Consider the following 11,289-nt stretch of genomic DNA (forward strand, 5'->3'; position numbering starts at 1 on the left):
CTGAAGCGTCAGGGAGAAGCGCCAATGGCCAGACACCCCCGTGCCGGACAACCCGCCCGGCAGAGCGATTTGATAAACGTTGCACAATTAACCTCACAGTATTATGTGCTGCAGCCTGAAGTGGGCAACGCAGAGCACGCGGTGAAGTTTGGTACTTCCGGCCACCGCGGCAGCGCGGGGCGTCACAGCTTTAACGAGACTCATATCCTGGCGATTGCCCAGGCGATTGCCGAAGAGCGTAAGAAAAATGGCATCACGGGTCCGTGCTACGTGGGGAAAGATACCCATGCGCTGTCTGAACCGGCGCTGATCTCGGTACTGGAAGTGCTGACGGCCAACGGCGTGGATGTAATAGTGCAGCTGGATAACGGCTATACGCCTACGCCCGCCATCTCCAACGCGATTCTCGAACATAATAAAACGGCGACCGCGCAGGCCGACGGCATTGTAATTACCCCGTCGCACAACCCACCGGAAGATGGCGGCATCAAGTACAACCCGCCAAACGGCGGTCCGGCCGATACCAACGTCACCAAAGTGGTTGAAGACAGGGCTAACGCGCTGATCAAAGCCGGACTGAAAGAGGTGCGCCGCATCAGCCTCGATCAGGCGTGGGCCAGCGGCCATCTGCAGGAGAAAGACCTGATCCAACCGTACGTTGAAGGTCTGGCACAGATCGTCGATATTGCGGCGATTCAGAAGGCCGGCCTGAAGATCGGCGTCGACCCGCTTGGCGGTTCCGGTATCGCTTACTGGCAGCGCATTGCGGAGCATTACAATCTGGATCTGACCATCGTTAACGATGCCGTCGACCAGACTTTCCGCTTTATGCACCTCGATCATGACGGCATTATCCGCATGGACTGCTCGTCCGAGTCGGCGATGGCCGGCCTGCTGGCGCTGCGTGATAAGTTCGATCTGGCCTTCGCCAACGATCCGGATTACGACCGTCACGGCATTGTGACCCCGGCCGGCCTGATGAACCCGAACCACTACCTGGCGGTAGCGATTCAGTACCTGTTCCAGCATCGCCCGCAGTGGGGCAAAGAGGTAGCGGTTGGCAAAACGCTGGTCTCCAGCGCGATGATTGATCGGGTGGTGGCGGACATTGGCCGCAGGCTGGTGGAAGTGCCGGTCGGCTTTAAATGGTTTGTTGATGGCCTGTTCGACGGCAGCTTCGGTTTCGGCGGTGAAGAGAGCGCGGGGGCTTCATTCCTGCGCTTCGACGGCACACCGTGGTCCACCGATAAAGACGGCATCATCATGTGCCTGCTGGCTGCAGAGATCACTGCGGTAACCGGTAAGAATCCACAGCAGCACTACGATGAGCTGGCGGCCCGCTTCGGCGCGCCAAGCTATAACCGTATCCAGGCACCGGCAACGTCAGCACAGAAAGCCGCGCTGTCTAAGCTCTCGCCGGAAATGGTCAGCGCCTCGACGCTGGCCGGTGATCCGATCACCGCCCGCCTGACCGCCGCGCCGGGCAACGGTGCCTCGATCGGTGGTCTGAAGGTGATGACGGAAAACGGCTGGTTTGCCGCGCGTCCGTCCGGTACCGAAGACGCCTATAAGATCTACTGCGAAAGTTTCCTCGGCGCTGAGCATCGTGAGCAGATCGAGAAAGAAGCGGTTGAGATCGTCAGTGCGGTGCTGAAAAACGCCTGATCGTCGGCACTCTGAAAAGGCAGCTCAGCGATGAGCTGCCTTTTTTTTGCCAGAATCAGGGCAGGAACCGGTAGCCAACGCCGGTTTCGGTCAGCAGATGCGCGGGGCGCGCCGGATCCTGCTCCAGCTTTTGCCGCAGGTGGCCCATATAGATGCGCAGGTAGTGGCTGTGCTCAACGGCGTTTGGCCCCCAGACCTGCACCAGCAGCTGGCGCTGGGTCATCACCTTGCCGGGATGGTTCAGCAGGCTGACCAGCAGACGAAACTCAATCGGGGTCAGGTGCAGTTCGCTGCCGGCGCGGGTGACGCGGCGGGCGGCAATATCCACCGCGATATCGGCGAAGGTCACCACCGGCGTTACGCTGTTTTCTCCGGCCGGACGATGGCGTAGCGCCACCCGCACCCGGGCCAGAAGCTCACCGACGCTGAAGGGCTTGGTCAGGAAATCATCGGCACCGGCATCCAGCGCGGCGATCTTATCCTGCTCGTCGCTGCGGGCGGAGAGCACGATTACCGGCAGGCTGCTCCACTGGCGGACCTCACGAATAAATTCCCCGCCGTCGCCGTCCGGCAGCCCCAGGTCGAGGATCGCCAGCGCCGGTTTACGGGTGGCGGCCTCAATCAGCCCGCGGCTCAGCGTGTCGGCATCCACCACGTGGAAGCCTTCTCCCTCCAGCGCTTTGCGTAAAAAGCGGCGGATCTCTTTTTCATCTTCGACGATCAGGATAGTGGTCACAGCACCTCACGACAGGCTGAAAGGCGGTATATACCGCCCGTATTGCGCTTAATCTAGCAAAAAGAGCGGATGGCGTCTGTGTTGCCAGGCAGTAGTCGCCAGCAGATGAGGTCTGCACGCCTGAAAATCCATCGGCGCGATCTAACGCCCGCTTTCACCAAAAGGCACCGCGGCACAGCTGCGTCACCACTGAACCTGACCGTTGGTGCAGCGGGGGGCAGTCTTGAGTCGAAAATGCGAAACTTAAATTTAACCTTCGTGTAACAAAATTACAGCCACAACGGTTAAATTCCGTTCTTTACACGTTAAAGTGGTCGGATCAGTAGTAAAATTACATCAGACGCGATACACTTTTGCTCAGATAACCATCAATCTTAAATTCCCTTAACGGAGGACGTATGAGTCACTATCATCACTATTCATCAACGCGGGTCTGTGTACGTCGCTGCGCCGCACTGCTTATTGGCGTGCTGGCGCTGCCGGTGATGCTGTTCCGCTCCGACCGCGCGCGTTTCTACAGCTACCTGCACCGTTTCTGGCTGAAGACCAGCGATCAGCCGGTCTGGCTGAGCCAGGCAGAAGCGGCAGGCATCGATTTCTATTAAGCCTGCCGTTTCCTGTCATACCGATCCCGCCGCCGGCGGGATTTTTTTTGCCCGTAGTCCGGTGAGGCGGTAAGAAACAGGTGAGCGCACGACAATTCTGCGCTACACTTAAATCTGTACAAGAATTTTGAGGTTGTATAACTATGAGCGAAAAAATTCCTGTTGGCATCAGCGCCTGCCTGCTGGGTGAAAAAGTCCGCTTTGATGGCGGCCACAAGCGCAACGAATTTGCCACCGAGCAGCTGGCACCCTTTCTGCGCTTTGAACCAGTGTGCCCGGAGATGGCTATCGGCCTGCCCACCCCTCGCCCGGCGTTGCGCCTGACCGGGGAGCCGGGCGGCGAAACGGCGCTAAGCTTCAGCAACGGCCAGGCCGCGCCGGTAACACAACAGATGCAGCATTTTTCAGCTGAGAAAGTCAGCCAGCTGCAGCACCTCTGCGGCTATATCGTCTGCGCAAAATCCCCCAGCTGCGGCATGGAGCGGGTGCGCGTCTATCAGCCTGATAACAACAACAACCGTAAAGCCGGTACCGGCATCTTCACCCGCGAACTGATGGCGCAGATGCCGTGGCTGCCGGTGGAGGAGGACGGCCGCCTGCACGATCCGTTGCTGCGCGAGAATTTCGTGACGCGCGTCTATGCGTTACATGAATTTAATCAGCTGTGGCAGAGCGGTCTGACCCGCGCCGGGCTGATGGCGTTCCATACCCGCTACAAACTGCTGTTGCTGGCGCATTCGCAGCCGCTGTACCGGGAAATTGGGCCGTTTGTGGCGGCGATGGGCCAGTGGGACTCGCTGGACGCCTTTGCCGTGGCCTATCGTCAGCGGCTAATGGATCTGCTGAAAACCGAAGCCACGCGCAGCAACCATACCAACGTGCTGATGCACGTTCAGGGCTACTTCCGCCGCCAGCTGAAGTCATCCCAGCGTCAGGAGCTGGCCGGGCTGATCGACTGTTACCGCCGCGGGGTGCAGCCGCTGCTGGCGCCGATTACCCTGCTTAAACACTACATGAATGAGTATCCGCACCCGTGGCTGACCGAACAGCGCTACTTCGCGCCTTACCCTGACCAGCTGTGCCTGCGCTACGGACACTAAATTAAGGATGTTTTATGCTGACCCATCTGGTCTGGCTGCGTAACGACCTGCGCATTCACGACAACTCTGCCCTTTATGCTGCCTGCCGCTCAGAGGGCGCGCGGGTGCTGGCGCTGTTTATCGCCACGCCTGGCCAGTGGCAGTCCCATGATATGGCCCCGAAACAGGCTGAATACATCTGGCAGAACCTGCAGTCGTTGCAGCAGTCGCTGGCGGAGAAGGGCATTCCGCTGTTTCTGCAGCAGTGCGACAATTTCGACGACTCGGTGACGTTACTAAAGGATTTCTGTCACGAACACCGTGTGGACCGCCTGTTCTATAACTATCAGTACGAGGTAAATGAGCGTCAGCGCGATGCCGCCGTCGAACGCACGCTGTTTGACGACGAAGTGATGGTGCAGGGCTTTGACGACAGCCTGCTGCTGCCGCCGGGCAGCGTGCTGACCGGCAGCCGCGAGATGTATAAGGTGTTTACCCCGTTCAGCAAAGCCTTCGTTAAACGCCTGAAAGAGGGCCTGCCGGAGTGCGTGCCCGCGCCCGCCGTGCGCCCGGATGGACCGCTGTCCACGCCTGATGCGCTGCAGCCGTTTGATTACCCGCGTGAGGCGTTCGACGATCGATTGTTCCCGGTGGGGGAGAAAGCGGCGATTGCCCGGCTGCGGGAGTTCTGCCAGCAGCCGGTCACCGAGTACCCGGATAAACGCGATCTGCCGGCGCTGGACGGCACCAGCCGCCTGTCTGCGTGCCTGGCGACGGGGGTGCTGTCGCCGCGTCAGTGTCTGCATCGTCTGCTGAAGCAGCATCCGCACGGGCTGGACGATACCCGGGTGTTTGTCTGGCTGAATGAGCTGATCTGGCGCGAGTTTTACCGCCACCTGATGGTGGCCTTCCCGGCGCTATGCCGTCATCAGCCGTTCATTAAATGGACGCGCAACGTGCGCTGGCGCGAGGATGCCGCACTGCTGCAGGCCTGGCAGCAGGGAAAAACAGGCTACCCGATCGTTGACGCCGCCATGCGTCAGCTTAATGCGCTGGGCTGGATGCACAACCGGCTGCGGATGATCACCGCCAGTTTCCTGGTCAAAGACCTGCTGATCGACTGGCGCCAGGGCGAGCGCTACTTTATCTCGCAGCTGATCGACGGCGACCTCGCGGCCAACAACGGCGGCTGGCAGTGGGCGGCGTCCACCGGGACCGACTCGGCCCCCTATTTCCGCATCTTTAACCCGACCACCCAGGGCGAACGCTTTGACCTGAACGGTGAGTTTATCCGCCGCTGGGTGCCGGAGCTGAGCCGGGTGCCGGAAAAATATATCCATCAGCCTCACGAGTGGGCAAAGAAAAATCAGCAAAAACTCGATTATCCTGCGCCGATCGTGGAACATAAACAGGCACGCCAGCAGACGCTGGACGCCTTTGAGGCCGCACGCAAACAGATGGATTGATTATGCTGAATACTGAACTCGAAACGCTGGTAAACCAGTTCCTGAACGCTTCCGCTTTTGACGACTACGGCCCGAACGGTCTGCAGGTGGAAGGGCGCGCTGAGATTAAAAAGGTGGTGACCGGCGTGACCGCCTGCCAGGCGCTGCTCGATGAAGCGGTGCGGCTGCAGGCCGATGCGGTGCTGGTGCACCACGGTTATTTCTGGAAAAACGAGCCGTCGGTGATCAAGGGCATGAAGCGCCGCCGGCTGAAAACCCTGCTGGCTAACGACATCAATATGTTTGGCTGGCACCTGCCGCTGGATGCGCATCCGCAGCTTGGCAATAACGCGCTGCTGGCAAAGATGTTTGGCATTGAGGTGAAGGGAGAAGTGAAGCTGCTGTTACCCTGGGGCGAGCTGACCACGCCGCTGAGCGGCGAACAGTTTGGGCAGCGCATCGCTGAGGTGCTGGGCAGAACGCCGCTGCACTGCGGCGATAATGCACCGGCGCTGATCAAACGCGTGGCCTGGTGCAGCGGCGGCGGTCAGGGCTTTATCGATGCGGCGGCGGCCTTCGGCGTGGATGCCTTTATCAGCGGTGAAGCCTCTGAGCAGACCATCCACAGCGCCCGTGAACAGGGTATCCACTTCTTCGCCGCCGGGCACCACGCCACCGAACGCTGCGGCATTCAGGCACTCGGTGAGTGGCTGGCCGGGCAATACGGGCTGGACGTGACCTTTATTGATATCAACAATCCGGTCTGATCGGTTCCATCCTCGCGGTCTGCCGGGTGCCTTGCAAGGGCGCCCGGCAGATTGACACCGGCGCGGAGTCTTCGCCACCTCGCTCTGAATGACCCCTTTTGCGGAGGTTACCTGTGCAACACGCGCGATATTATCTGTTAGGAGAACGCACGGCGGTGCTGGAGCTGGAGCCGCCGTTTTCACTCACCGCGCAGCAGCGGGTCTGGAGCCTGGCGCAGCACCTGCAGCCGCACCCGCAGGTGCTGGACGTGGTGCCGGGCATGAATAACCTTAGCGTGATCCTGCGCGAAGCGCCGCATAACGCCGCGGAGGTGCTGGCGTGGCTGCAGCAGGCGTGGCAGCAGAGCGGGTCGCAGGAGGCGGAATTCCGCCGCGTCGACATCCCGGTGATTTACGGCGGCAGCGGCGGAGCCGATCTGCAGCACGTGGCGCGCCATCACGGCCTGAACGCTCGCCAGGTGGTGGAGATGCATGCCGCCGCTGAGTACGTAGTGTGCTTTATCGGCTTCCAGCCGGGGTTTCCCTACCTGGCCGGGCTGGACCCGCGCCTGCACACCCCACGCCGCGACACTCCAAGGGTGCGGGTGCCCGCCGGGTCGGTCGCCATCGGCGGCAGCCAGACCGGCATCTATCCCCTTGAATCCCCCGGCGGCTGGCAGCTGATTGGCCATACCGCTACCGCGCTGTTTCTGCCCGATCGCCAGCCGCCGGTGCTGCTGCGCCCGGGCGATCGGCTGCGTTTTGTACCGCAAAAGGAGGGCGTATGTTAACCCTGATCCGCGCCGGTCTGAGCAGCTCGCTGCAGGATGCCGGCCGTCCCGGCTGGCGGCAGTACGGCATCAGCCTCGGTGGGGCGCTGGATCGGCCAGCGATGCACACCGCCAATCTGCTGGTGGGCAACGCGCCCGACAGCGCGGTGGTGGAAATCACCCTGGGCCAGTTCTGCGTTGAGTTTGGTCGCGACGGCTGGTTTGCCTTAACCGGGACAGGGTGCCATGCGCGGCTTGACGGGCGTGAGGTGTGGACCGGCTGGCGCACCGCGGTCAGAAAGGGCCAGCGGCTGACGCTGGGCCTGCCCAGCCGCGGCATGCGCAGCTATCTGGCCGTTGACGGCGGCTTTGCGCTGGAGCCGGTGCTGGGCTCTTCCGGCACCGATCTGCAGGCCGGTTTCGGCGGTTTTTCCGGGCGCAGGCTGGCCGACGGTGACCGTCTGCCGCTGCAGCCTGCGCGGCGCTTCAAACGCCCGGTCGGCGTGCGTCAGCTGCTGTGGGGCAACCGGGTGCGGGCGCTGCCCGGACCGGAGTATCAGGAGTTCAGCGAGGAGAGCCAGCATGCGTTCTGGCGCTCCGCCTGGCGGCTCGATCCGCAAAGCAACCGCATGGGCTACCGGCTGCAGGGGAACCGCCTGGAGCGGGAGAATAACCGCGATCTGCTTTCCCACGGGCTGGTTCCCGGCGTGGTGCAGGTGCCGCCGGCCGGGCAACCGATCGTGCTGCTGGGCGATGCGCAAACCACCGGCGGCTACCCGCGTATCGCCTGTGTGATTGAAGCCGACCTTTACCATTTAGCCCAGCTGCGGCTGGGTGAGCCGCTGCATTTTGTTGCCTGTACGCTGGAAGAGGCACGACAGGCCAGAGATGCACAGCAGCGCGCGCTGGAGCAAATGGCCTGGGGGCTGAACCATGAAGATTGATCTGAACGCCGATCTTGGCGAAGGAGCGGGCAGCGACGCGCAACTGCTGCAGCTGGTCTCATCGGCCAATATCGCCTGCGGCTTTCACGCCGGTGATGCCGACACCATGCTGCAGTCGGTGCGGCTGGCGCTGGCGGCGGGGGTGGCGATCGGCGCGCACCCGTCGTTCCCCGATCGCGAAAACTTTGGCCGCAGCGCCATGCAGCTGCCGCCGGAGACGGTGTATGCCCAGATGCTGTATCAGGTCGGTGCGCTGCAGGCGATGGTGCGCAGCGAGGGCGGCCGACTGGTTCACGTGAAGCCGCACGGCATGCTCTACAACCAGGCGGCGGGCGATGCCGCGCTGGCTGACGCCATTGCCCTCGCGGTGCGGGCGGTCGATCCGGCGCTGATGCTGGTGGGGCTGGCCAGTAGCGAACTGATCCGCGCCGGCCAGCGCCACGGCCTGGTAACGCGTCAGGAGGTATTTGCCGATCGTGGCTATCGGGCAGACGGCACGCTGGTGCCGCGCGGCCAGCCGGGGGCGCTGGTGGAGAGCGATGCCCAGGCGATTACGCAGACGCTGAGCATGGTGCAGCAGGGCCGGGTACAGTCTCTCGGCGGCGAGTGGGTTAACGTACGGGCAGAGACGGTTTGCCTGCACGGCGACGGGGCGCATGCGCTTGAGTTTGCCCACCGGCTGCGTGAGGCATTCCGTCAGCAGCAGATCCGCGTCAGCGCAGCAGATTAACTTACGGAGGCAGGACGATGCCTGAAGGACCGGAGATCCGCCGCGCGGCGGACCAGCTGGAAAAAGCGGTGCGCGGCAAAGAGCTGACCGACGTCTGGTTCGCCTTTCCCGCGCTGCAGACCTATCAACAGGCGCTGATCGGCGAGCGGGTGACCGCGCTGGAAACCCGCGGCAAAGCGCTGCTCACCCACTTCTCTAACGGCCTGACGCTCTACAGCCATAACCAGTTGTACGGCGTCTGGCGGGTAGTCGCTACCGGTAGTGAACCGCAGACTCAACGCCAGCTGCGGGTGCGGCTGGCGACGGCGGACAAAACGCTGCTGCTCTACAGCGCCTCGGATATCCAGCTGCTGAACGCCGACGGGCTGGCCAGCCATCCGTTTCTGCAGCGGGTGGGGCCGGACGTGCTGGATATGACGCTGACCGAGACGCAGGTGCGCGAGCGGCTGCTGTCCAAACGCTTTCGCGGGCGGCAGTTCAGCGGACTGTTGTTGGATCAGGCGTTTCTTGCCGGACTGGGAAACTATCTGCGCGCCGAGATCCTCTGGCAGGCGAGGCTGGCGCCGCAGCATAAGGCACAAACGCTGAACGATGCGCAGCTGACGGACCTGTGCCACGCGCTGCTGGCGATACCCAGGCTCTCTTACCACACGCGCGGGCAGGCCGACGAGCGGCACCATCACGGCGCGCTGTTCCGCTTTAACGTATTTCACCGGGCCGGGAAGCCCTGCCCGCGCTGTGGCACCATGATCGAGAAAAGCACGCTGGCATCGCGGCCGTTCTACCGTTGCCCTGTTTGTCAGCCATAAAAAAATGGCCGGAGGATCTCCGGCCATTTCGTTGACGTTGCTCAGCCAGAGCGGGGGAGGCCCCGCTCTGCGATTACTTCTTCAGCTGTGAGGTAAAATCACGCTGTTCGTAACCGGTGTAGAGCTGACGCGGACGGGCGATCTTAACGCCTTCGTCATGCATCTCTTTCCAGTGGGCGATCCAGCCAACGGTACGCGCCATGGCGAAGATCACCGTAAACATGGATGACGGGATGCCCATCGCCTTAAGGATGATGCCGGAGTAGAAGTCGACGTTTGGATACAGCTTACGCTCGATGAAGTACGGGTCATTAAGCGCAATGTGTTCCAGCTCCATCGCCACTTCCAGCAGGTCATCTTTCATGCCCAGCTCGTTGAGCACTTCATGGCAGGTCTCACGCATTACGGTGGCACGCGGGTCGTAGTTTTTGTAAACGCGGTGACCGAAGCCCATCAGACGGAACGAATCGTTTTTGTCTTTGGCGCGGCGCAGGAACTCAGGAATGTGCTCTACGGTGCTGATCTCTTCCAGCATGCGCAGGCAGGCTTCGTTGGCACCGCCGTGTGCAGGCCCCCACAGTGACGCGATACCGGCCGCGATGCAGGCAAACGGGTTAGCACCGGATGAACCGGCGGTACGTACGGTTGAGGTCGACGCGTTCTGCTCGTGATCGGCGTGCAGGATTAAGATCCGGTCCATCGCACGTTCCAGCACCGGGTTCACCACGTAGTCTTCGCACGGTGTGGAGAACATCATATGCAGGAAGTTGCCGGCATAGGAGAGATCGTTACGCGGATAAGCAAACGGCTGGCCGATTGAATATTTGTAACACATCGCTGCCATGGTCGGCATTTTCGACAGCAGGCGGAACGCGGCGATTTCGCGGTGACGCTCAATGTTTACGTCCATCGCATCGTGATAGAACGCCGCCAGTGCACCGGTCACGCCGCACATCACCGCCATCGGGTGCGAGTCACGTCGGAAGCCGCGGAACAGATGGTGGATCTGCTCATGCAACATGGTGTGGCGGGTCACGGTGACTTTGAATTCGTTGAACTGTTCCGGGGTAGGGGCTTCACCGTTCAGCAGGATGTAGCATACTTCCAGATAGTTGGAGTGCAGGGCCAGCTGGTCGATCGGGAAACCACGGTGCAGCAGAATGCCTTCATCACCGTCGATAAAGGTGATTTTGGATTCGCACGACGCGGTAGAGGTGAAGCCAGGGTCAAAAGTGAAATACCCTTTAGAGCCCAGAGCTCGTACGTCGATCTCTTCCGGGCCCAGCGTACCTTTCAGTACGTTCAGCTCAATAGGGGCTTCGCCGTCGAGGGTTAGCGTCGCTTTTTTATCAGCCATTTATAGTCTCCTTAGCGCCTTATACAGGGATCATTTACCACCGGGAAAACCACAACCTCCCAGCCTTATTGCCAGGCGCTATAAGGATATCAACTCTGTGGCATCTTATAATGTGCAGGGTACAGAGTGACGGGCGCGTTGGCCTGGGTGGCACATTCCTGATGCGTATCATGGTTTAAGACCCGGTTTGGCCATATCCTACATCATAACCAAAACCCGATACTTTATAGATAATCATCATCAATGTTACATAACTTGTGCTTAGGGGAAAGTGTATCCCCATAACTTTTGTGCATCATAGTCCTTTTGAGGCATCGTTTGTAACAAAGTTGTTGAAGTATTGTCAAATCAGATAATTAAATTTGTGTAGAATGTAAAATCCGTGAGGGTGATCACTGTTCCA

Annotated in this window: 11 protein-coding genes; 9 read left to right on the forward strand and 2 right to left on the reverse strand. The window is 60.7% G+C overall.

The window, feature by feature from the left end; all coding sequences use genetic code 11:
• The first annotated feature begins 24 nt into the window (after positions 1-24).
• On the forward strand, positions 25-1,665 hold the full coding sequence (gene pgm / locus NV64_RS14670; protein WP_101506193.1) for a phosphoglucomutase (alpha-D-glucose-1,6-bisphosphate-dependent): 1,641 nt from the start codon (positions 25-27) through the stop codon (positions 1,663-1,665).
• Positions 1,666-1,720: 55 nt separating this feature from the next.
• Here pgm and kdpE read toward each other — a convergent pair whose 3' ends face one another.
• Positions 1,721-2,401, reverse strand: coding sequence for a two-component system response regulator KdpE (kdpE, locus tag NV64_RS14675; protein WP_056239913.1), 681 nt, complete (start codon positions 2,399-2,401; stop codon positions 1,721-1,723).
• Between the two features lie 398 nt (positions 2,402-2,799).
• On the opposite strand from kdpE, the gene NV64_RS14680 reads away from it, so the two are divergent.
• The 8 genes from NV64_RS14680 (at position 2,800) to nei (ending at position 9,529) form a co-directional block, all read left to right on the forward strand.
• Positions 2,800-3,006, forward strand: a complete 207-nt coding sequence (locus tag NV64_RS14680; RefSeq protein WP_056239910.1) for a YbfA family protein — start codon at positions 2,800-2,802, stop codon at positions 3,004-3,006.
• A gap of 143 nt (positions 3,007-3,149) precedes the next feature.
• Positions 3,150-4,106, forward strand: a complete 957-nt coding sequence (locus NV64_RS14685; RefSeq protein ID WP_056239908.1) for a 2-thiouracil desulfurase family protein — start codon at positions 3,150-3,152, stop codon at positions 4,104-4,106.
• Between the two features lie 14 nt (positions 4,107-4,120).
• Positions 4,121-5,551, forward strand: a complete 1,431-nt coding sequence (phrB, locus tag NV64_RS14690; protein ID WP_101506194.1) for a deoxyribodipyrimidine photo-lyase — start codon at positions 4,121-4,123, stop codon at positions 5,549-5,551.
• Positions 5,552-5,553: 2 nt separating this feature from the next.
• Entirely contained in the window at positions 5,554-6,297 is a 744-nt protein-coding gene (locus NV64_RS14695) for a type 2 GTP cyclohydrolase I (RefSeq protein WP_056239901.1), read from the forward strand.
• A 113-nt stretch (positions 6,298-6,410) separates the two neighbouring features.
• Positions 6,411-7,067, forward strand: coding sequence for a 5-oxoprolinase subunit PxpB (gene pxpB, locus NV64_RS14700; protein ID WP_101506195.1), 657 nt, complete (start codon positions 6,411-6,413; stop codon positions 7,065-7,067).
• Entirely contained in the window at positions 7,061-7,990 is a 930-nt protein-coding gene (pxpC, locus tag NV64_RS14705) for a 5-oxoprolinase subunit PxpC (RefSeq protein ID WP_101506196.1), read from the forward strand. Before pxpB ends, pxpC begins: the two co-directional genes overlap by 7 nt.
• Complete coding sequence (gene pxpA / locus NV64_RS14710) at positions 7,980-8,720, forward strand: 5-oxoprolinase subunit PxpA (RefSeq protein ID WP_101506197.1); 741 nt, start codon at positions 7,980-7,982, stop codon at positions 8,718-8,720. The genes pxpC and pxpA overlap by 11 nt, the downstream gene beginning before the upstream one ends.
• Positions 8,721-8,737: 17 nt before the next feature.
• The gene (gene nei / locus NV64_RS14715; RefSeq protein ID WP_056239888.1) at positions 8,738-9,529 is read left to right on the forward strand and encodes an endonuclease VIII; all 792 of its coding nucleotides are present in this window, start codon (positions 8,738-8,740) and stop codon (positions 9,527-9,529) included.
• A gap of 73 nt (positions 9,530-9,602) precedes the next feature.
• Here nei and NV64_RS14720 read toward each other — a convergent pair whose 3' ends face one another.
• Positions 9,603-10,886, reverse strand: a complete 1,284-nt coding sequence (locus NV64_RS14720) for a citrate synthase (protein ID WP_056239885.1) — start codon at positions 10,884-10,886, stop codon at positions 9,603-9,605.
• Positions 10,887-11,289 lie beyond the last annotated feature (403 nt).

The organism is Erwinia sp. B116, assembly GCF_002865965.1.
Lineage (GTDB): Bacteria > Pseudomonadota > Gammaproteobacteria > Enterobacterales > Enterobacteriaceae > Erwinia.

Coding starts and splice junctions, on each gene's coding strand:
- pxpC (WP_101506196.1), top strand. CDS start 7,061: ATGTTAACCCTGATCCGCGCCGGTCTGAGCAGCTCGCTGCAGGATGCC.
- nei (WP_056239888.1), top strand. CDS start 8,738: ATGCCTGAAGGACCGGAGATCCGCCGCGCGGCGGACCAGCTGGAAAAA.
- pgm (WP_101506193.1), top strand. CDS start 25: ATGGCCAGACACCCCCGTGCCGGACAACCCGCCCGGCAGAGCGATTTG.
- NV64_RS14720 (WP_056239885.1), bottom strand. CDS start 10,886: ATGGCTGATAAAAAAGCGACGCTAACCCTCGACGGCGAAGCCCCTATT.
- pxpA (WP_101506197.1), top strand. CDS start 7,980: ATGAAGATTGATCTGAACGCCGATCTTGGCGAAGGAGCGGGCAGCGAC.
- NV64_RS14685 (WP_056239908.1), top strand. CDS start 3,150: ATGAGCGAAAAAATTCCTGTTGGCATCAGCGCCTGCCTGCTGGGTGAA.
- NV64_RS14695 (WP_056239901.1), top strand. CDS start 5,554: ATGCTGAATACTGAACTCGAAACGCTGGTAAACCAGTTCCTGAACGCT.
- phrB (WP_101506194.1), top strand. CDS start 4,121: ATGCTGACCCATCTGGTCTGGCTGCGTAACGACCTGCGCATTCACGAC.
- NV64_RS14680 (WP_056239910.1), top strand. CDS start 2,800: ATGAGTCACTATCATCACTATTCATCAACGCGGGTCTGTGTACGTCGC.